The organism is Methylobacter sp. S3L5C (assembly GCF_022788635.1).
GTDB lineage: Bacteria > Pseudomonadota > Gammaproteobacteria > Methylococcales > Methylomonadaceae > Methylobacter_C.
Genome location: NZ_CP076024.1, coordinates 767,275 through 786,954, shown reverse-complemented (window position 1 = coordinate 786,954; position 19,680 = coordinate 767,275). Strand labels below are relative to the sequence as shown.

At 43.0% G+C, this 19,680-nt stretch carries 19 protein-coding genes; 7 read left to right on the top strand and 12 right to left on the bottom strand.

Annotation, left to right across the window (positions count from 1 at the left end; all coding sequences use genetic code 11):
• From KKZ03_RS03800 to KKZ03_RS03750, 11 genes are all read right to left on the bottom strand, one after another.
• Window positions 1-3,771 carry a hypothetical protein gene (locus KKZ03_RS03800; RefSeq protein ID WP_243220157.1) on the bottom strand — a complete coding sequence of 1,257 codons (3,771 nt, stop codon included), beginning with the start codon at window positions 3,769-3,771 and terminating at the stop codon, window positions 1-3.
• A gap of 3 nt (window positions 3,772-3,774) precedes the next feature.
• On the bottom strand, window positions 3,775-4,218 hold the full coding sequence (locus KKZ03_RS03795; RefSeq protein WP_243220155.1) for a GPW/gp25 family protein: 444 nt from the start codon (window positions 4,216-4,218) through the stop codon (window positions 3,775-3,777).
• Window positions 4,219-4,246: 28 nt separating this feature from the next.
• On the bottom strand, window positions 4,247-4,516 hold the full coding sequence (locus KKZ03_RS03790) for a PAAR domain-containing protein (RefSeq protein ID WP_243220153.1): 270 nt from the start codon (window positions 4,514-4,516) through the stop codon (window positions 4,247-4,249).
• A 19-nt stretch (window positions 4,517-4,535) separates the two neighbouring features.
• Complete coding sequence (gene vgrG, locus KKZ03_RS03785) at window positions 4,536-6,302, bottom strand: type VI secretion system tip protein VgrG (protein ID WP_243220152.1); 1,767 nt, start codon at window positions 6,300-6,302, stop codon at window positions 4,536-4,538.
• 5 nt (window positions 6,303-6,307) lie between these two features.
• A complete protein-coding gene (locus KKZ03_RS03780; protein WP_243220150.1) occupies window positions 6,308-7,003 on the bottom strand; it encodes a LysM peptidoglycan-binding domain-containing protein in 696 nt (231 codons plus the stop codon).
• A complete protein-coding gene (locus KKZ03_RS03775; protein ID WP_243220148.1) occupies window positions 7,000-7,182 on the bottom strand; it encodes a DUF5908 family protein in 183 nt (60 codons plus the stop codon). The genes KKZ03_RS03780 and KKZ03_RS03775 overlap by 4 nt, the downstream gene beginning before the upstream one ends.
• Window positions 7,183-7,224: 42 nt before the next feature.
• Window positions 7,225-7,662, bottom strand: a complete 438-nt coding sequence (locus tag KKZ03_RS03770) for a phage tail protein (RefSeq protein ID WP_243220147.1) — start codon at window positions 7,660-7,662, stop codon at window positions 7,225-7,227.
• Window positions 7,663-7,676: 14 nt separating this feature from the next.
• Window positions 7,677-8,114, bottom strand: coding sequence for a phage tail protein (locus tag KKZ03_RS03765; protein ID WP_243220146.1), 438 nt, complete (start codon window positions 8,112-8,114; stop codon window positions 7,677-7,679).
• A 51-nt stretch (window positions 8,115-8,165) separates the two neighbouring features.
• Window positions 8,166-9,977 (bottom strand): phage tail sheath C-terminal domain-containing protein, encoded by a 1,812-nt coding sequence (locus tag KKZ03_RS03760; RefSeq protein ID WP_243220145.1) that lies wholly within the window; start codon window positions 9,975-9,977, stop codon window positions 8,166-8,168.
• 319 nt (window positions 9,978-10,296) lie between these two features.
• Window positions 10,297-10,887, bottom strand: coding sequence for a DUF4255 domain-containing protein (locus tag KKZ03_RS03755; protein ID WP_243220144.1), 591 nt, complete (start codon window positions 10,885-10,887; stop codon window positions 10,297-10,299).
• Between the two features lie 313 nt (window positions 10,888-11,200).
• Window positions 11,201-12,550 carry a hypothetical protein gene (locus KKZ03_RS03750; protein ID WP_243220142.1) on the bottom strand — a complete coding sequence of 450 codons (1,350 nt, stop codon included), beginning with the start codon at window positions 12,548-12,550 and terminating at the stop codon, window positions 11,201-11,203.
• Window positions 12,551-12,916: 366 nt separating this feature from the next.
• Here KKZ03_RS03750 and KKZ03_RS03745 point away from each other — a divergent pair, with 366 nt between their 5' ends.
• The 7 genes from KKZ03_RS03745 to KKZ03_RS03715 all read left to right on the top strand — a co-directional run bounded on the left by KKZ03_RS03745 (window position 12,917) and on the right by KKZ03_RS03715 (window position 19,172).
• Window positions 12,917-13,132 (top strand): hypothetical protein, encoded by a 216-nt coding sequence (locus KKZ03_RS03745; RefSeq protein ID WP_243220140.1) that lies wholly within the window; start codon window positions 12,917-12,919, stop codon window positions 13,130-13,132.
• 433 nt (window positions 13,133-13,565) lie between these two features.
• The gene (locus tag KKZ03_RS03740) at window positions 13,566-13,733 is read left to right on the top strand and encodes a heavy metal translocating P-type ATPase metal-binding domain-containing protein (protein WP_243220139.1); all 168 of its coding nucleotides are present in this window, start codon (window positions 13,566-13,568) and stop codon (window positions 13,731-13,733) included.
• A 39-nt stretch (window positions 13,734-13,772) separates the two neighbouring features.
• The gene (locus KKZ03_RS03735; RefSeq protein ID WP_243220138.1) at window positions 13,773-14,051 is read left to right on the top strand and encodes a hypothetical protein; all 279 of its coding nucleotides are present in this window, start codon (window positions 13,773-13,775) and stop codon (window positions 14,049-14,051) included.
• A 256-nt stretch (window positions 14,052-14,307) separates the two neighbouring features.
• The gene (locus KKZ03_RS03730) at window positions 14,308-14,919 is read left to right on the top strand and encodes a hypothetical protein (protein ID WP_243220137.1); all 612 of its coding nucleotides are present in this window, start codon (window positions 14,308-14,310) and stop codon (window positions 14,917-14,919) included.
• Window positions 14,920-15,053: 134 nt separating this feature from the next.
• Complete coding sequence (locus tag KKZ03_RS03725; protein ID WP_243220136.1) at window positions 15,054-17,510, top strand: cation-translocating P-type ATPase; 2,457 nt, start codon at window positions 15,054-15,056, stop codon at window positions 17,508-17,510.
• A 2-nt stretch (window positions 17,511-17,512) separates the two neighbouring features.
• Window positions 17,513-18,343, top strand: coding sequence for a sulfite exporter TauE/SafE family protein (locus tag KKZ03_RS03720; RefSeq protein WP_243220135.1), 831 nt, complete (start codon window positions 17,513-17,515; stop codon window positions 18,341-18,343).
• A gap of 7 nt (window positions 18,344-18,350) precedes the next feature.
• Window positions 18,351-19,172, top strand: a complete 822-nt coding sequence (locus KKZ03_RS03715) for an EcsC family protein (RefSeq protein ID WP_243221530.1) — start codon at window positions 18,351-18,353, stop codon at window positions 19,170-19,172.
• A 41-nt stretch (window positions 19,173-19,213) separates the two neighbouring features.
• Here the strand turns inward: KKZ03_RS03715 and KKZ03_RS03710 are convergent, their stop codons facing one another.
• Complete coding sequence (locus KKZ03_RS03710; RefSeq protein ID WP_243220133.1) at window positions 19,214-19,594, bottom strand: hypothetical protein; 381 nt, start codon at window positions 19,592-19,594, stop codon at window positions 19,214-19,216.
• Window positions 19,595-19,680: the final 86 nt, after the last annotated feature.

Sequence of the window (19,680 nt, the reverse complement as noted above, 5' to 3'; positions counted from 1 at the left end):
TTATTCACATTTCATGGTTTGGCATTGACATAACTGATCTTGATCGGTACTTGCCGATTCAGGAATTATCTGGATAGTATGTTTATCGGCTGCTACCGAAACCAAAATTGAAATCGCTGTCGAAGCCTTAACTTTTTCAAGGTCAGTCCCGTCAATGATAGTGCCGTCACTGTTTTGGGTTGGGTGGAATAGTTGAAAATCAGTGACATAATCTACGTAGTCTTGTTCTTCGACAAAGTCTATTAATGAAGACTTGTAAATCTTGCCACCAAAAGTTACGTCTTTTCCCTCTGCAAATGCCCAGGGTGAAAGAAAGCGTACCAATTCCTGTTGCAGTAGTTGCCGATGTAATGCAGCGTCTTTACCGGGAAAAAATTTAACTTTAAAATCTACCCGGACGATTTCGAAAATTGGATTGTGTACATGCAATTCCACGAAACAGGAAACCTGCCGCGCCATAAATTTTTTAATTAAATCCAGATCGCCAAGATTGGTGTTCGGTTGTAGCGGATCAATAGCGTTATGGTTACTGAGGTTGGGAATGGTGACAATGGTTATATGGCCCGGAGCCAGTTCGTTATGAATGCTGCAACCGCCGTTGTCTCTAGGTTTCAGATGCATGTGGTTCAGGCATTTGACTTTGTAAATATATGGGAATGCTTCAAGAATGAGGTGTTCGTAATCCCAGGCAGAAATTGCCCGGTTCTTGTGGCGTAAGCGTTCACTGACACGAGTGTAAAAATTTTCGCTGGCTTCTTTTTGGCGGCCACCAAAAGTCGGGTAGGGTTGCTCGGTTTTTTTTATGGCGGCCTCAGGAATTACCAGCTTGGAAATACTACCTTTAGCTAATTGCACACTCAGAAAATCGGTGGCATTGTCTTGATTTTTGAAGGTCACCAGAGCAGCTTGCGCGGTGACGGTGATAATTTTGCAAACGGCGTCGGGCAACTTTACCACTACCGCTCTCAACCAGTAGGTATTAGGTGATAAAAACAGGGTGTCATTTTTGCTGGATTCTTTGGGTATGGCGTAGCGAATGATGCCGCTACGGGTAAGTTGCCCGGTGGCATCACTGAGTTCTGTTTTTTTAAAATCCACCCATTCGTTGTTTTTTAGGTAGCTCCACTGCACATGATTTTCAGGTTTGGTCACTGTTGGATTGGCGCTTCCTTCGGCCAACTGGAATAGTAGCGACAAGTTTTGCGGTGGATTGAGATCTTTGATACCGATGTAAAATTCTCCCTCGGTATTGAATGCCGGCATCAGCTCAAGCGACGATTTGGTTAAATCGGCGGGCTTGTAGCCGAATGGCATAAGCCAAAACAATCGGGTGTTTTCTTCCGTTAGCTTGACGCTAGCGGTATAACTTAAAGTAAGCGACTCAATGACCGGCGTGTAAGGTTCAATTGGCGGAGCCTTGGAGAAATGTTCGACGAAGTCTTCTTTGAAGGTATACGGATTTATAGGAACATATTTACCACTCTCGTCTTTTTTATAAACCAAATTCCGAAGATCGTCTTTGTCAGAGGGCACAAAAGCAGGATTCTGTGCAACGCGTATTAAATATCTGCTGAGCGTTGGTAGGTAAAGCTTGTGGCCAAAGTCACCTGATAGTGTCATTTTTACAAAGCCGTTGCGATGCTCCAGGGTATAGGACTGTTGGTCAAAATGAATTTCGGTAGTGTATTCGGCAGGTAATAACATTTTATTCGATGGGAAATAAATGTCCGGACGAGCTCCGTAAAAAACTTGTACATTAGTGTTCAGGGTATTCCAAATGCCGTTTTTAAGCAGGGAAAGGCTAATATTTGGCGCAAATTCGTTAACCCAATCTAAATCAATATCACCCCGCCAATCAGGTAGTCCTTTCCAGACCACCCTGAACTGAAACCTGGCATTTTTCTTTTGAAAAACTTCGTCAGAGCCGACGATTAAATAATCACCGGTTTCGGGCATCGGGCCAAAAGGCTGGAACGGTTTATCCGGTTTTACGTCACCGAATTGATTGGTGATGCTCAGGTTTTTCAGACCCGTACCTGTCTCCTCAGGTTTATTAATGCTAAAGTTTTCGTATCCAACAGATACCTCGATTGAACATTGTGCGGTATCCAGCATCGTTTTTTGCAGCCGGTTTAAGTTTACCTGCCCCGTATTATCTTGCTTTAGCACCACCTTTAAAGTGGGTAATCCTTCCGGTAGGCCGTTACCATGGATATCTGATTTCAAAGGGATTATTGGTGGTTGATTGCCATCAAACAGTAGCGGAACTTTCACAGTGAAGGAGGGAGTCAAGCTCAGGTTTATGTCAAGTTTCGCCTGTACCCAGCCCTTTTTACCGGTAAGGAAAAAATCAAAAGCCTGACAAAAGTCTTGTTGTGATATTTTTTCGTTTCCGGAATTAGCATCAAAACTTAGATTCAGCATAATTTTTCGCTGTCCCTCATTCAAAAGCAGGTAGTGGGACGCGATAGCAAACCCTACCTGAGCCAGATTTTCCGGTTCAATTTTTCCGGTAAACGGATGCCATTGTTTAATGGGAGAGGTCAGTTCCGCACCTCTCCCGTCATCGGAATTGCTAACAGGGAAGGCATACAGTTTGTCAGGTGTGTGATTAACTGATTTTAGTGCCACCACCTTGGCGTTGTTGGCTGCGAAATCCTCGTTCAACAGGTAAGTTACTGCATTGCCTTTGCTGTCTTTGCCGGCATTGAATTCGGTTCCTGCTTTGAGTAGATGGCTTTGTTGATGTTTTGCTAATTGCAGAATGAGATGGGCATGATTGGGTTCAGCCAACTTTTCTTTTAACCGTAAGACTTCTTCGTAATAAAAATCCAAATGCCTGGTAGTGAGTGTGTTGGCATGGTCGCGGACAAATTCGAACAACCGTAAAAAGGCAAGAAAAAGAGCATAATGAGGCTCATGGTCGTTTTTGCCGGTGAAAGTTTTTTCCAGGCTTTTGTTGGCTTCGGTAACTACTCGTGAATAGGCTTTTATAAACAAATCAAAGATGCCGGTGAACAGGTTGTGGCCCGCTGCATAGTGCAGTTTTTCTGATGTGTCCGTTAGAAAACTACCGCCGAAAATAGTGTCGTTGGCCTTGATTTGCTGGTGAAAGTCTTCCCAATTGGTTTTGGTCTCGCCGAAATGTTGGTACCAGTCGCTGGAAAAGGTATTCTTGTATAGCTCCGGGAATTGCCCAATCTTGCCACCGAGAATTTCCCAATCATAGTCATTGCTGTTTATGTCGATTACATTATTTGCCGCTTTGAAGTAAGCAATCAGCCGTTCGAATGCCTGCGCAAGTTCCAATTGGATGATATTTTGCAGAATGCCCTTCAAGGCAATATCTTTAGGCAATGCTTCTTTTAACAATTCCAGTTGCCAGGCTAAAGTTCCCAGAATATTGAACGCATGCCCCAAATTTTTTTTTAAATCCGCATTGTTGGCATTTTGGCTGAGCAAAACTTTGAAATACCCGGAAATATTGGTTTTTAAAAAATCTACTTTCTGGACTGCTGCTACTGCCATTATTGCAGACGGGTCTTGGGTAAAAAACGTTCGCCAATCTCCTGACATCGTATTATTTAGGTCATAAAACCGAACATACTCCGCATAGCGTTGGGCAAATACCATCCAGTCGGCAGGTTGATGTTCGTCTACCTGCACATAGACAGGTTTCAGAGCATCAAGTCGACGCTGCTCTTGACTCGTACCTTCACGGATCAGTTGGTGGGCATCGATTATTTGTGTGCAATCAGTTGGCAGTTTCATAGTTCACACGTTATCAAGTAAAAGATTAACAGTTGCCATAAGGTTGATGTCCGTACCCTCTGATTTATAGAAGGGAAAGACAAAGTTAAATCGTGAGTTTGTGGTTTTAACCCGGTAAATAATATCTATTAATACGACACCATCAAGTTCAAGATTTTCGGTCAGACGCACCTTTTCCAAGGTGATACGTGGTTCGTGATACAAAATGGCGGATTCCACTTTATCGGCCATTAGCGTTTTCATGCGCGTATCCAGGTTTTCGAAAACCAATTCATCCAGATTACAACCGTATTGCGGCAGCATCACCCGTTCGCCACGTGCGGTAGTGAGCAATACTTCAAGACTGGAGGCAATATCGGCTTCATCTTCCAGCATCTCAACACCGTTGCTGTTTTGATTAAATGTTGGCGGAAAAGACCAGCCGCGACCAAGAAAAGTAAGGTTCATAAAGTTATATCCCTTTAATCAATCAATTTTAGCCACCAATCAGCACCGTTGGTGCTCCGGGCGGTAATATTGCTCCACCGGCAGCAGTTGGGTCAGCAATTCTGGCAGCAGGCATTCCGCCTATCATTACTGTTGCAGAACCTTTTACAATGGCATCAACGCCACAACTGTCGCCCAAACGCGCTGCCGGGAGTCCGGCTATTAATACCGTTGGGGCGCCAGGCGGAATAATGGGTGTTGGTGCACCTTGTGTGGCCGTGCTGACAATCATATCGGTTATGCGTGCTGCTGGAGGCATTTTCCAATTTCAATTTATATTAGTTAATTTGCACCATGCCACCTTTAATCACGGTGGTGGCACTACCTTTTATCGTGGTGTTGGCCCCGGAAATTTCGGCACTGGAAGTTCCTTCAGCCTTGAAGGCGGTTTGGGCTTTTATATCTGCATTCTTGCCTTCAATTTTAATATCTTTAGCGGCTTTCAGTATCAGGTCTTTACTGCTTTCGATCTTGATACCACTGTCATCAAGGGTAATTTTGTTACCGTTCTGATCCTCAAGCACAATGCCTTTGTCTTCGTCTGAAATTGTTATCTTGTTGCCACCCGGAGTTTCCAATGCGATGATTTTTTTTTCATCATCGAAAGTTAATTTGATTTTCTCGCGGCTGACATAGCCTTTTCGGTGATTGTCGTCTTTGGCAGGTTCGGGCGCGGGTTTGGCACTGCTGTGACACATGCCCAAAACCACGGGGTAGCGGGGATCATCGTTAAGAAATCCGACGACGACTTCATCATCAATTTCGGGGCGAAAAAAAGTACCGCGTTCCTTGCCGGCATCCAATGTGGCAAGACGCGCCCAGATACCTTCATCTTCAGTACTTATCAACGGCAATTTCACTTTTATGCGGTCTTCGCCGTCGGGGTCATTTTCCAGAACAGTCACTATACCCATTTGCAAACCGCTTATTGCCGGAACCAATCCTGCGGCTGGCAAAGGCCGCAGATTAAAGGTTTTAGCAAATAATTCGGTGCTTAAACCAAATTGAACATCGGTTTCCCAGTTGCCGTTGGCGAAGCTATGGCGTATTCCCGAAACATACAGCTTGCCTTCAAAGCGTTCGCCAATACCGGTTACTTCAATAATGTTGCCGGGTAACACACCCGCAAAACCCTGAAATTTGACCCGGCCGCGCACTTTCGCCAGTCGCTCTTTCAGCAAGCGACCGTCAGCCCAAGCCTGTAATTCAGGTTGGCTCAATTTTCCGCCATGTCTGACAACATGGGGATCGCCACCAATAACATCGGCAAGACTATCCGCTGAAAGGTTACCGTTGCCGGTTGTTGCAGGTTCTTTAGCATCTGCTGTTACCAAGTCCTGATCTGTGGCGTTCCAACTGCTGGCTTGGATGCCTTTACTTTGCCAGCGCGCATCACAATCCGCATCCAGTTCCAGTAAGGTAGCGCCGTAGCGAATGCTAACCACCGGGTTTCCTCCCGTAGCGGGTGGTGCTGCTACAATTTTGCCATCCTCAACCATCACTACAAACCCGTTGGCTTCGGCACGGCATAGTAGAAAATCCCAATCACTAGCATCGTATTGCACAACTTCTTTGAGATCAGGTGTTGTTGCGGTTATGTCTTTTTTTAATCCGTACAAGTCGATAAGTTCTTCCATAATGTCGCTGTCCTTCTTGTCCGTATAGTAGCGATTGTTTGTGCCGCTGGTCATTTTTACCGCCTCATCGCGACATTCTATAATTAGCTGACTGCCATTTTTGCGTATTTTGATGCTGTGTTTAATGATGATGCCCTTAAAAACAGCATCATTTTTTGAGCGATAACCAAGTTGAATTTCAATTTTTTTCCCGGGAATAAAATGAGCCGTGTTACTCGCGGCAAAAGTTGCTTTGGCAGCTTCTCCATCCTGTAATTCAATGATTGCAGTTGGAATCCTGTTTAATTCCCGGGTAACACAAATGGCTTGCACCTGAAATTCACCGGAGATTTCCGTTCCTTCTATGAGAATAGCCACCGTACAAACATCTGGTGTTGCCGGGGTTGGAATAGTGGATTCGTTGCTCATAATTATCAGGGTGTTTTTGCCAGTGGTGGAAAAACAAGTTTTGTTCCTGGCGTCAGCAATCGGAAATTACCAAGATTATTGACTGCCGCTACTTGCAAATAATATTGGGGATCTCCGTAAATCCGGTAACACATTAACGGTAAAGTATCGCCCGATTTTACTGTTCGTAAATGGGTTAGATCGGGTGATGTTTTGTCCTCTTTGGCGATACGTTTTTTTTCTTCGATACTGCCTTTAAACTTAACCTTGGCTATCGCACGTATTGGCTGTCCGTTAGGATCGAATAATTTATAGGTGATCCCCAGTTCGATAGCCCTGCCTTTGAATATCAGATTTCCCCATACCAATTTAAGGTGATAAGGTTCATGTGACGATCCCTGATAACCAATCAACATCTGCCGAAAGTGGTTTACATCATCAAAAATACCCTCTTTTTTGGGTTTGCCATCGATAATGCCGGTGTTATCAAACAAAAACTCAAAGCTAAGTTCTTCCGGCATGGCGTATTCAAATTTTAACTGTTTGCTGCTGGTACCTTGACCCTGTTCATTGGCCGTTTTAACTTTGTAATCGAGTGTATAGGTTTCAGGATTGATGAGCGCCTCAAACTTGTCTTTGGCATCTGACTGACCGCCATCCTCAGCGGCAACGGAAGTCTCGTAAGCCAGGATAAGCATTTTTTCCAGTTTACCGGCCATCATCGCTCCTTTTTATTTTGTAATATTTGCAATACTTTTTCGACGCACTCGGCTATGACGGCTTCTTTATCGTCATTTCCACCGCTTTCGCCAGCAAGCACCTGTTGCCCGCCCGCCTGCTGTCCACTTGGTGAGGTATTAACCGATACGTGAACATGCAATTCTTTTATTTCGATAGGCATTGATTATTTAAAGGTTTGTTAAAAAGGACTGAAGAGCATCAACTACTGAATCGTAAAATAGCGATAGGTTAGTTCCAGCGTTTCGATGACCACAGCACTTTCATTGGCGTTCAAATCGCTGATCAACCATTTTTTAGGTATGGCGTGTGCTATTTTCCAGGTTCGTAACGGCTCGCTTTTTTCATTCATCAAAATCACGTTCACATCTGCCGGTTCAAATTTACGGTCACGGAAGGCATCAAGAAACCAGTTCAGTACTTTCGAGTCCGTCAACATCCCACGTTTTAATACCAGATCGGCATATTTGGTACGTACCGGCAACTTGTGCTCGAAGCGGTTTTCTCCGCCTTCCTTAAAGCTCTCGTAATCGTATTCAACCGACAGGCCTGACACAGACTGAAAGCGCACGTCGTTTTTATCCGAACTAATGCCAAATTCCACCTTGTAATAAAAGCCTAGCGGTGGGTAGTAATCAATCATTAGTTGATCCGTTGTCAGACTTTCATTAATTTCAAGCCTTCATGGGCAATCTCAATGCTTTCAACGGCAATTTCGTTGGCATCCGATTTAAGGTCGGGAGCCGTGACCTTAACCGGAAAACATCGGGTTGCGGTCCATGCAGCGACCGGTACATGTTTCTCGTTGAGTAGTCGAATAGTTAAATCGCGCCTGCCGTTGACCCGTTCATTGGCGATTTCTTCCAGCCAGGTGTTGTAGTCAAAATCACCTTCAAACTTACCGCGTTTTAACGTGATATTGCTGTTTTTGGCCATCCCGGGCATGGCGATTTTATTAAAATCTTTACTGTCGCTATGTCGGTATTCGATTTTTTCCCTTTCCATCACCAGACCGGTTACTTCAGTAAAGCTGATTTTTGCACCGCCCCAGTCGACCTGGAAATGAAAGCGAGGAATTGGATATTCTTGTGCCATGATAATTATCCTTTTTAGTTAGTGAACGATAGAGTCTTCTCGTGCTTGCGTTTATGATTCGGCCATTTTGTGCGAGAACTTGAGAATTATAAATTCAGCGGGACGGACAACTGCCATGCCGATTTCAATAATCATGCGACCTTCAAGAATATCCAGAGGCGTCATGGTCTTGCCCAAGCCTACCGCGACATAAAAGGCATGTTCCGGTTTAACGCCTTGCAAAGCACCTTGACGCCACAGTACTGTGAGAAAGTTTTCGATCATGGCTTGTACTCTCACCCAGGTATTGGCATCGTTAGGTTCAAATACAAATTGTTCGGTCGCTTTTTTGACGGACTCTTCAACAAAATTAAAAAAGCGTCGCACACTGACATAACGCCATTCGTTATCATTGCCGGCAAGAGTTCTGGCGCCCCAGACGAGAGTGCCTTTGCCAATGAAAGGACGAATGGCATTGACGGATTTTCCTGCCAAGGTATCGACATTTAAATCACCCTGGAATTGACTGGAAATTTGTAGTGTGGGCTGTTTAACGGCTGCCAGACTGACATTGGCAGGCGCTTTCCAAACGCCGCGACTGCCGTCAATAGCTGCGTATACACCGGCAATAAAGCTGCTGGGAGGCAGTATTACGCCGGAATTAAGCGTTTTATCCAGTATTGAATTATAAAGTGCGTTGCTTTTATTTTTAACTTTGCTCATTTGGGTAAATGAGAAATCGCCTTTAGCCAATAATTTATCAGAAGCCCCCGCCATTGCTGTTTTAGCAGCAATCAGGGCAGCTTGCGTGGTGTCAAGAGCTGTTTGAGCGGTTGCCAAGTCAGTAATTTTTGCTTTCAGCCAATCATCTACTGCTTTATTTAATGCGGTAGCTGTCGTAGTGACATTTTGGATGGAGGAATCAATATTTTCTTTGCCAACCGCTTGGTATATTGCTTCTTTAATCGCATCGACATCGGTAACAATGCCTTTTATTTTATCAGTAACGGCTTTTATCTGATCAGCGATCAATTTAATCTTGTTAGTTTTACTAAAATCTGCCAATTTGCTGCTATTGTCGTCTTCCGCAGCAATCAGGCTGCTATAGGCCGTTTGCGCTGCAGTTGCTTCAGTTGCCGTATTCAGTTTTACCCCGTTTTCGGTATAGACTCTGACAAAACTAATGTTGGTACTAGTGCTATCCACCAGTCGATACGAAAACGCCGATTCTACAAAAGGATAATAAGCAGCACCATATTTGGCTTCCGCTACGATTGATGGCACAGCGTTCCTGAAAAAAGTGGTAATGTCGGCATTGGATTTATATTTATCAGAAACATCCAATACCGTAAATCGATCCTGTAATTCAGCGCTTTGTTTGATGGCTCCGGTAGCCCACTGTCCGTATTGCGAATCGCTCAAAAGCACGGCTTCAGGACTGATCAGCAAAGTGACTTCATCGACTATACGGGCAGCAGACAAGCCTTTTAAAATACTGTTGATGTCAGCTTTACCGTCTAAAAATGAGCCAACGGAAATAATGTAACAAGCTCCCCCTCCGTTTGCATAAAAGGCTTGCATGGAATGATAAAGAATAAAAGCTGGCGATGGTTTTTCCTCAATATCAATCTGGTACACACCCGTATTGGTATTTAAATCGACATCAACCCTGAATCTTTCTGCATTTGAGAAACCGAATAAATTTTCATATTCAAGTAAGGACGTTATGCGGGTTGGTTTTAGGGTTAAATCAGTTTTACCTTCAGCAGCTGTTTCTGTGTACCCTATAAAAGCAGGTATCGCAGTTTCTACAGGTGCTATTGACGGAGGAAATTTGGTGATTTCCTCAATATAAACTCCGGGGGTTTTATAAGCTGTTGCCATGTTATTCACCATTTAGTATTTTGACAGTGATGAGGTTATACAAAAATTTCCGAAACAAGGCAGGAGCTTTTTGTACCGTTTTTATCCGCTTTTACCCAACCTTCCGAGAGCTTGTCATTAGTGTCGGCATTTTTAAAAATGGGTTAACCAAAGCCGATTGAGTTCTGTTTAAGTCACAGCACTCATTTTTTATTAACTTTCTGAGTTTGTGGTGTTAATGCGGTATAGTTAAAAAGAGCGGTGTTTTTATATACACATTAAGTCTTTCATGCTGCCAGTTACAGCCAATGTTCCTTGCCAATCAGGACAGCTTTCGTTATTAGCTGGTTAACGGTTTTTTGTGATAAACATTCCTGACAATATCAGTAATACTACTGCTTTCGTTTTGTATGGCGTTGAATTTTAGATCCAACATTCGTAGCATATACAAAACAAATGGGTATTGCTTTCCCCCTAACGTACCCCATAAGTGGTTGACTTCTTCCATCGTTGGAGAATATAAATCAAAGATGAGTTTGAAAGCCTCCAATTGATCAAGTGGATTGTCAGGTCTATGTTTGCTGAGAGAGAGTGAATCAACACTATCCTGAGTAAATACGTTTTTAAATTGAAAAAAACGAATGGCTCTTGATAGTACCAGTAGCGCATTGGTGTAATTACTGTGAGTTGCAGTAATTAAAATCTGAAAGTTAAGAAAGACTGGAGGGTTTTCATAAATGATGTTGTGGGTAATATCATTACGCAGATAATTAGGAACATTTTTTAGCGTTTTTTCTTCCCTTATGTTTACCATGGACAAGATAAGTTTTTCTCTGGAATCGCCATTGGCAGTAAAACCTTCGGCAAGATTACCCAGCACTACTTTTGTAGGTTCGCCCAGTAAATAAGTATCGGCAAAATGCTTATCCATTTCGTTTATTATAATAGTTAACGCGTGAGATATCATAATGGCTATTGAGGGTCAATTGACTCAGTGGATCAACAAGTGAGTAAATGACATGACACCAGTAAATCAGGGCCTGTGACTAATTGACTACCAGAACTGGTCATATTGGGTTCGCCTTTAAAAAGTGTTGCTGATGGTTAGCGGCTACTGTGAGTATTAGCGGCTATTGTGGGCGTTTTTTAATTTATAACATTTAAAAAATTACCTGTAAACAATAATATTTCCAAAATAGAAAAATAAACGAACGTATTCACTGGATGAAACTGAACGGCTTGAATTAGCTGTCTGTTTCCTTATTTTGGCAAGGAACCACTAAAACTTGGGCAAAGCCACCGCCGGGCGTACGAAAATTAGTGGTTTGTCCCTGATATAAGCGGGCGCTTACCAATTGTGTTTGACCTTTATAAACGTAATGGCGTAGATCCAGTTTGAAATCGACGATTTTATTTTCTATTTCCAGTTGTCGCTCGCTAGGTTGCACCAGTGTCTGTGCAACATAATCACCTTGCAATATTTCACCGAACACCCGCTTGGTCAGTTTGTCGCCACGATAGGCGGCTTTACTGCCGTAACCTTTGGCGGGTTTAAAAAACAGCTGTTTGCGATCAGTCCATAAATTATCGGCATCATCAGGATTGACAGACTTTGTATGGGCGATTCCGTTAAGCAGTATGGTTCTGGTTTTTGCGTCAACACCGATATCTATCAACGCGGCTTCGTCGGTGAGAACGACCAGATTTTTTTTGTTGGCATAAAGCGCATGGGCTCTTGGCGTAGGGGTCATCACCACCGCTTCTGTCAGGTAGGCTTCAAGTAAAGACTTATGTGCCGGTGCTTCCAAGCCAAAATCTGTCAACCGATTGTAGACAAGGTCGATATGTTGACTGTCGTGCCAAAGTGCCTGGTCGTGATAAACAAGTTCAGAAGGATCGCAGATAACAGCAGTGAAGTTATGCTGTTCAAACAGTTTTTTAAATAAAATAAACTCCGGCAGCATATATTGGTTTTGCGGGGTTTCATCGACGATAGCGATTGAACGTAAGGGTTGCTGGCCTCGTTCAGCTTGCCACTCTTCAAGAAACATTTCAATAAATGCTTGTTCTGGATGAGCGATGACCGAGGCATTTGTTATCGGCGGTGGTAATGGGGCATCGGACCGATCACAACAGGCTTTTTGGGTTCGCGCGACAATGGCATTGAGTAAAGCGCCGCCAGCATTGGTATTAATTTCAATTAGTTGTGGTCCTTTGGGGCTTAGATGAAAGTCATAACCAAAAAATACACTGTGGGCTTTGGGAATAAATTTGGCCGCATCAGGAGCATAAGCAAGGACTCGTTGTTGATAAGCCGGCAAAGCGATAACCATTTCTACCGCACCAATAATTTCCTGTTGTTTTTTTATGCAGCTATCGGTAACAAATACGGGGGACTCAGCGAAGAGGTTAGGGCGATCTTCAATGATCATTTGGTATAGATTACTATCGTCCTGCTGTTGCCATAATTCCGCACGAATTGCTTCCCGATTGAGGGACCCACAGCGACATTGGCTGTTAAGTTGCCTTACTTTTTGTTCGCATTGTTGATCAGTGGTTATGGGTAAGTGACCTGTATGGGATAAGAGAGTCATTAAAATTTCATTTATTGCTGATAAATATTCGTGCTTTGTCGGATTTAGGGATTGGATTAAACCGGTAATGGTAGATAAGGTGTTTGGCTTGGCATATCAAGAAGATTAATGACTGAACAAGTGGTAGATTATACCCATTAGTTATTTTTATGGGACAAATAATAAGCAGAGGGTGCGAGATATTTTTTAAAATATAGGTCATATGGCCTATATTTTTATTAAACTGTGTTATATAACACAGTTTAATAAAATGAATTCATTAAATTTCAATTAAAATGCAATGAATTCAAGTGGTTAATATTTTGGCATTAATCATGCTTTTACTTTTGTATATTTTGTTACTTAATTGTATGGCAGAGGTGAAAAATGAATCAGCAATTAGCACAGACAACCGTAAAAAAAACCAATAACGGCGCTTTGTTATTAGGAACCGGTTTAGTTGTTGCATCCATGATTTTAGTGCCTGCCTTGGCGGTTAGGCTGGGCTTGGGCGCTAGTTTGACAGGAGCATTAAGAATTGCCCTGATGAAGGCCTCAAGTAAAGCTGTCAGTTGTGCGACTGATGATTCCAAGGTTGTATAATGAAATGACTCACTATTTATGGGGATGATTACAGTGAGTCAAAATAGTAAGCGGGTATTAAAAACGTTAAGCCATAAACTTGAGTGAGGTTAATTCGATATTAATCAACTGGTGAGTTGTTTGGTTGAATCAGGGATGGTTTAACGACTTGTTTTTGTCGTCTATACTTCAACAGATAAATCCTAACTTCACCAGAAAAGTCGGTATGGTGAGTGTTTAAGTATTATTGCAAACCCCAGAGTTAACAAACTTATAAATTGGTAACGGGTCATCGTCAATAAAGTCTTGTTTCAACGGCTTTCATAAAACTAATTTTCACCGTCAAGGCTTATGTGATCATAAACTAAGTCGTTAAAGATAAACTGCTGACTATTGTGATAAGATGCATACTTTGCTAATATAACAATCAGCCCAAATATAATAGCTAATTATAATGACTGATACTAAAAAAGAGTGTGATCTTTGCGGGTTGCCCGTCGAAATATCCGGCTTTACATTGAAAACCCAAGAAGGCGATAAAGCGTTTTGTTGCGAAGGATGCAAAGGTATTTATCAATTGTTAAATGAAGATTTGCTTCTGCCTGAATCCGATCAAGATTAATTATTCGTCAGCGTTAATATTATTAAAGGAAAATGGCATATGAAGCACGCGCACGTTAAGGCAGCCAGTTCTGTTGCTAAAGAAGTTGTTAAAGGGTCAATTGTTTCATCTACAGTACATACGGGGAGTAGACTAATGGGTAATGTTGCTAAACATCCGGTTCTGGTTTTTGGCTTAGGTTTGGTCGCCGGTTATCTGGTCTATAAATACAGAAAAGAAATCGTTTCCAGTACTACCCGCGCGGTAGATGCCGGTAAAGATTTTGTCTTACAACAAAAAGAAAATCTTGAAGATATTGTTGCTGAAAGCAAAGAATAACCAGTAGATTCTTCATTAAGGTGATTTTCTGCGAATAATATACCCAACTTGCTGGCCTTCTTATTAATTTATTGCGTTGCTCTGCATCTTTGCCGTCGTTGTAAATAAACGAAAATCCTGTGCCACCTGTGGTTTTAATTCCTGGATATCACTTAAAGTTGGCTCATTTGTTATAGCAGGAGTGACTTCATTAACGGGTAACCTGTTTCAATAAAGACAGGGTACCCGTTTTGTTTTTTCAGGGGCTTATTTGATTATGTCTATCCAAAAAGAATTTGTGCTGCGTTATAACCTGGACGGGCATGTACGGTTTGAAATACCCGCTCGGATTTGTCATGTTGATGTTGCCAAGGCGGTAACCGATGGTATTTCTGGAATAGACGGTGTGTACGGCGTTACTCTCTATCGCGGTCAGCAAAAATTATCTATTCGTTTTAATGAAACTATTTGTGATTTTAAAGCACTGGCCAGGCAATTGTTTGATTTACTGAGTGATCTTGAAACAAAAGGTGCCTTAAAACCAAAACCCGTTTCTACATCGGCCCGTTGGAAAGAAAAAGCCAAAGCCAAAATAGATAATTTTAAAGTGACACGTTGGGCTAAAGAAAAATTCGGCGCTGCAAAAGAGACTGTTCAGGCAGCCAAAGTGATTACCCGGATGGGTATGAAAAAACCGAATGCTTTCATGCAAGATCCGGAAAAAGCGGTTATTTCTTTTTTGAACGACATTCTGGTGCTTTTCCTTATAAAATTGCATTGGAACGATATTACTCAAAATTGGCTTTTAAAACCCCTCAAGTATCGTTATGAATGGATGGCTCTGTTTTATCTATTCTTTCTGCTGGTTCGTTCGCGTAAACAAAAGTAGACATAAAAGTGCGAGGCAAATTGACTGAAAATCAGATTTTTTTGTCTTGCAGGGTTAAATTTGTGTTGATAATAAGCTCATGAATAGTTGCATTCGTCACCTTCTCCTCCGGCATATTTCTTAAAATTCTTTCTATGGATACACAAACTGCTACCCCAAAAAATTTTCAACTGGTTCATCAGTTAAAAAGACGTATCAGAATATTATCGCCGGTCTTGAAGAATGATCTGGAGCGTAGTTATGTTTTTGAAATTCTTTTAAAAAAACGGCCTGAAATAAAAAAAATTCGCTCGGTTTGTGCGTTGGGTTCTGTTGTTATTGAGTTTGATCCTGTCAGGTTGCCAAAAAAGAATTTACTCGTTTTACTGGATGCCGTGCTGGGTAATATGACCAGAAAAAAGGCTGATCAGCACAGCCAGAAAAAGTCGGTCTTTGACGGACCGATACAGGAAGTTGATCTTGCTATTGAAGGTATGACTTGTGCTTCCTGTGCCTTACTAATCGAAATGGTGTTAACGCGTGATCCGCGAATCAAGCGGGCCAGTGTTAATTTTGGTACTTCAACGCTGATAGTTTATGGCCAGTTAACTACGACTGATGTCTGCGCCAAAGTAGCAACCCTGGGTTATAAAACCTACGCGATGGATACCTTATCCCAACGTAAAAAACTGATTGAAAAGGAACAGCAACGGATTGTTATGGCCAAACGCCGTTTTATCTGGTCTGGGCTGTTGAGTTTGCCGGTGATCCTGGTTGGAATGAGTATGCCGACAGCGCGTTGGTTACACTGGTTACAGTTTGTGCTGACAACGCCTGTGGTTTTCTGGTCGGGCGGAACATTTTTCGCAAAAGCCTGGCGCTTGGCAAAACAGCGCACAGCCAATATGGATACTTTAATTACGCTGGGGGTGGGTTCGGCTTATGGCTACAGTTTGCCTGCCTTATTCAGACGTAGTGGTTATATCTACTTTGAAGCTGCAGCAGCCATTATTACTTTTGTCTTGCTGGGGCGTTTTTTAGAGGAGCGCGCAAAAGGCAAGGCGGGTGAAGCAATACGTAAGCTGGTTGATTTACAGCCGCAAACAGCAACGCTCATCCGTGACGGGCAAGAAATGGTTGTTGCCGTTGATGATTGTGTTATTGGCGATGTGTTACTGGTTCGTCCCGGTGAAAAAATACCCACGGATGGTGTCGTTATTCAGGGTGTATCGACGGTCGATGAAGCCATGGTAACGGGAGAAAGTTTACCGGTCGTTAAAGACATCGGTCATCAGGTGATTGGTGGTTGTATTAATGGTAGTGGGGCGTTGCGTATTCGCGTGACAGCGGTGGGTATGGACACCGTGCTGGCGGGAATAGTACACATGGTTGAGCAGGCCCAGGCAACCAAGTTACCGATTCAAAAACAGGTGGATAAAATCTCTGCCGTATTTGTACCTGCTGTAATGGTGCTGTCAGGTTTAACCCTGGTTGGTTGGTTAGTGGTAGGAGCACCATTTGGTTTTGCCTTTGGTAATGCCATCACCGTATTATTGATAGCCTGTCCTTGTGCGCTCGGCCTGGCAACGCCTGCGGCTATTATGGTGGGAGCAGGTCAAGCTGCAAGCGTAGGTATTTATATCCGTAATGGCGAAAGCCTGGAAACAGCAGCGAAGCTTGATGTTGTCGTTTTTGATAAAACCGGCACGATTACGGAAGGCAAACCCAAGGTGACTGATTTATTTAAATTGTCCCGGATGAGTGAAGAAAAATTAATCCGTTTGGCGGCTTCTGCAGAAAATAATTCAGAACATTTTTTGGGTAAGGCAATAGTAGCTTATGCAAAAGAGCAGTCGATTGAGCAGCAGGAATGTACGCACTTTTACAGTGAAACCGGGCGGGGAATTGAAGCAGAAATAGATGGTAAAAAGCTGTTGTTGGGTAATAAAGCCTGGTTGTTGGATAACGAGGTTGATGTTGATGGCTTGTTGTCGGCCGCCAGTGATTTTTCAGAACAGGGCAAAACACCGGTATTAATGGCAATCAACGGCAAGGCCGCTGCTGTGTTTGGTATTGCCGACAAGCCCAGGCCACAGGCAATACAGGCCATTCAACATCTGAAAAAATTGGGTATACAAACGCTGATGGTAACCGGTGATACTGAAAAAACAGCACAGTATATTGCTGCCATTGTCGGTATTGAAACAGTTATTGCCAATGCGACTCCTGAACAAAAATTGGCAATTATTCATCAGTTTCAAAAGGAAGGTAAAAAAGTCGGCATGATTGGTGACGGTATTAATGATGCACCCGCATTGGCGGCGGCTAATGTCGGATTTGCCATCGGTACAGGGACTGATGTTGCCATTGAATCGGCCGATATGACGCTGGTGCATGGAGACATTACCAAAGTGACCGATGCTATTCAGTTAAGTACCGATACCATCAAGATTATTAAGCAAAACCTGTTTTGGGCTTTTGGTTATAACGTTATCGCGATACCGGTTGCCGCTATGGGTAAACTTAACCCAATGATAGCGTCTGCCGCCATGGCCTTAAGTTCGGTGTCGGTTATTGTTAATTCATTACGATTAAGTAAAAAGCAGGATTAAAAATGGATCATTCAACAATGGATATGGGTATGCAGCAGGTGGTTGCTGTTGCCGGTGGCTTTGATTACGGCCTGGCCTTTATGGCGGGTGTGTTGGGGAGTGGGCATTGCTTGGGCATGTGCGGCGCTCTGGTATCGGGCTACTTTATGAACACGGGGCCTTCAAAAAGCTATTTGCCGTATTTTGTTTATCAAATTGCCAGAATATTCGTTTATACCATGGTTGGCTTTGCGGCCGCAGCGCTTGGCTTCGTTCTGGTTTCCAGCGGTGTATTTGGTAAAGTGCAAAGCATTTTGCAGATGTTTATTGGTGTTGTGGTTATTATTCTTGCGCTGGGCATTTTAGGCTGGATTCCTTTTCAGGGCTCTGTCAGGCTGCTGCCGATGAATTTGTTGCGCAAAGGTTATGCACAGTCAAGAACCAAAGGGCCACTACTGGGAGCGACCATTGCCGGCTTGTTAAATGGTTTAATGCCGTGCCCGTTAACTTTTGCCATGGCGGTTAAAGCAACCTCAGCCACTTCCATAATGGAGGGTGGTTTGTTAATGCTGACTTTTGGAGCCGGTACGCTCCCTACCATGCTGTTTGTCAGCATGGCGTTTGGCAAAATGAGTGCCCATTTTAGAGGTTTGATGTTGAAATCTGCTGCCTTCATTATGATTATAATGGGCTGTAATACCATTTACATGGGCATGTCATTTTATGTTGCTGACAGTTTTCAGCAGCACAACTTTATTTTCGACATTAAAAATGAAATTGATACGATTATTTTGTTTCTTGGAGAAATGGTTGATTACTATTCAGGGATGATAAAAAATATTCAGGACAACTAAAAAATTGATGCGACAAGTTGATTTTATCGAACTGGTAGATGCGGCACAAAGTCTGGAAACAATGAGTCTCGCTACGCGGATGAGTCAGTTAGTGAGGTTGCCTGTTGAAAAGGCGATGACGGCATTACCCGGACCTTGGTCCAACATTGTTGGCCGCATTACCAAATTGGCCTTAAAAAAAGCCTTGGGTAGCGCTTTATTGTCGCTGACAGCCGCGCCCGGTGAGCCCGCGAATAAAACCCATCAGATGCTTGCCGGTCTTAGCGGTGCTTTGGGTGGTTCATTTGGTATTACTGCCCTGGCAATCGAGTTGCCGATATCTGCAACCATTATGATGCGTTCCATTGCTGATATAGCGCGTAGTCAAGGTGAAGATCTTGATGAGCTGGATACCAGAATGGCCTGTCTTAGCGTATTTGCTTTAAGTGGTGGCGGTTCAGGAGCGGAATCTGCGGACACCGGTTATTATGCCATGCGTTCTTTTTTAACCAAGGCGTTAAACGACACAGCCAATCACGTTGCTGCGCTTGGTCTCTCACAAGAAGGTGCGCCGGCGCTGGTTAAATTACTCAGCGCAGTATCTACCCGTTTTAGTATACCGGTTTCACAAAAACTGGTGGCTCAGGCCATACCTGCAATCGGTTTAATAAGTGGTGCATCAGTTAATTTATTGTTTATGAATCATTACCAGAAAATGGCTAAAGCTCATTTTACTGTGCGCCGATTGGAGCGACGTTACGGCGAGGCATTAATTAAACAGGCTTATACCGAAATTGTCATCAGTATTGCTGAAAACAAAAACAACGTTGCTCTTAAAAGAATTAACTGAGAATCGAATAGTTAAGTTGGAAAAATAACTCACTACAGGATTTATTTTAAAACATCATCTTCTTCAGGATTAGCCTGGTCTTCTGCCAGCAGGTCTTTAAGCGCTTCTTTTTGCCGCAATATAAAATCTTTGCTTTGTTCGGCGGTTTTGCTTGTGATGGAAATAATTTCTTTGCGGTATTTATGGGTCAAATAACCCGCCGTTATACCCAAACCCAACATGACAAGGGGATGTTTTGACAGCGTCGCCATAACTCCTTTGCCGGTTTGTATAATGGTTGATGCAGCTATGGTTGATCCGACACCGGTAACGATACCATTAAACATCACATCCCCTTTGGATGGTTGATTGGCCTTTATGGTTTTCTCATTGTTACGCGACTCTTTGTTGTTGGAACCCGCTTTTTTAGGGATTTGATGCATCGAATATCCTCGGTTTTAAGTATAATTTTATCGCCATGTCAATTAATATACGAATCGTATTTTACACTTGGCGTATTTCGTCGTTG

What these genes read in the sequence shown, in the direction of transcription:
- KKZ03_RS03735 (WP_243220138.1), top strand. Translation starts at nt 13,773, where the DNA reads ATGAAGCACGCGCACGTTAAGGCAGCCAGTTCTGTTGCTAAAGAAGTT.
- KKZ03_RS03790 (WP_243220153.1), bottom strand. Translation starts at nt 4,516, where the DNA reads ATGCCTCCAGCAGCACGCATAACCGATATGATTGTCAGCACGGCCACA.
- KKZ03_RS03750 (WP_243220142.1), bottom strand. Translation starts at nt 12,550, where the DNA reads ATGACTCTCTTATCCCATACAGGTCACTTACCCATAACCACTGATCAA.
- KKZ03_RS03755 (WP_243220144.1), bottom strand. Translation starts at nt 10,887, where the DNA reads ATGGATAAGCATTTTGCCGATACTTATTTACTGGGCGAACCTACAAAA.
- KKZ03_RS03710 (WP_243220133.1), bottom strand. Translation starts at nt 19,594, where the DNA reads ATGCATCAAATCCCTAAAAAAGCGGGTTCCAACAACAAAGAGTCGCGT.
- KKZ03_RS03775 (WP_243220148.1), bottom strand. Translation starts at nt 7,182, where the DNA reads ATGCCTATCGAAATAAAAGAATTGCATGTTCACGTATCGGTTAATACC.
- KKZ03_RS03745 (WP_243220140.1), top strand. Translation starts at nt 12,917, where the DNA reads ATGAATCAGCAATTAGCACAGACAACCGTAAAAAAAACCAATAACGGC.
- KKZ03_RS03740 (WP_243220139.1), top strand. Translation starts at nt 13,566, where the DNA reads ATGACTGATACTAAAAAAGAGTGTGATCTTTGCGGGTTGCCCGTCGAA.
- KKZ03_RS03725 (WP_243220136.1), top strand. Translation starts at nt 15,054, where the DNA reads ATGGATACACAAACTGCTACCCCAAAAAATTTTCAACTGGTTCATCAG.
- KKZ03_RS03795 (WP_243220155.1), bottom strand. Translation starts at nt 4,218, where the DNA reads ATGAACCTTACTTTTCTTGGTCGCGGCTGGTCTTTTCCGCCAACATTT.
- vgrG (WP_243220152.1), bottom strand. Translation starts at nt 6,302, where the DNA reads ATGAGCAACGAATCCACTATTCCAACCCCGGCAACACCAGATGTTTGT.
- KKZ03_RS03730 (WP_243220137.1), top strand. Translation starts at nt 14,308, where the DNA reads ATGTCTATCCAAAAAGAATTTGTGCTGCGTTATAACCTGGACGGGCAT.
- KKZ03_RS03715 (WP_243221530.1), top strand. Translation starts at nt 18,351, where the DNA reads ATGCGACAAGTTGATTTTATCGAACTGGTAGATGCGGCACAAAGTCTG.
- KKZ03_RS03780 (WP_243220150.1), bottom strand. Translation starts at nt 7,003, where the DNA reads ATGATGGCCGGTAAACTGGAAAAAATGCTTATCCTGGCTTACGAGACT.
- KKZ03_RS03800 (WP_243220157.1), bottom strand. Translation starts at nt 3,771, where the DNA reads ATGAAACTGCCAACTGATTGCACACAAATAATCGATGCCCACCAACTG.
- KKZ03_RS03765 (WP_243220146.1), bottom strand. Translation starts at nt 8,114, where the DNA reads ATGGCACAAGAATATCCAATTCCTCGCTTTCATTTCCAGGTCGACTGG.
- KKZ03_RS03770 (WP_243220147.1), bottom strand. Translation starts at nt 7,662, where the DNA reads ATGATTGATTACTACCCACCGCTAGGCTTTTATTACAAGGTGGAATTT.
- KKZ03_RS03760 (WP_243220145.1), bottom strand. Translation starts at nt 9,977, where the DNA reads ATGGCAACAGCTTATAAAACCCCCGGAGTTTATATTGAGGAAATCACC.
- KKZ03_RS03720 (WP_243220135.1), top strand. Translation starts at nt 17,513, where the DNA reads ATGGATCATTCAACAATGGATATGGGTATGCAGCAGGTGGTTGCTGTT.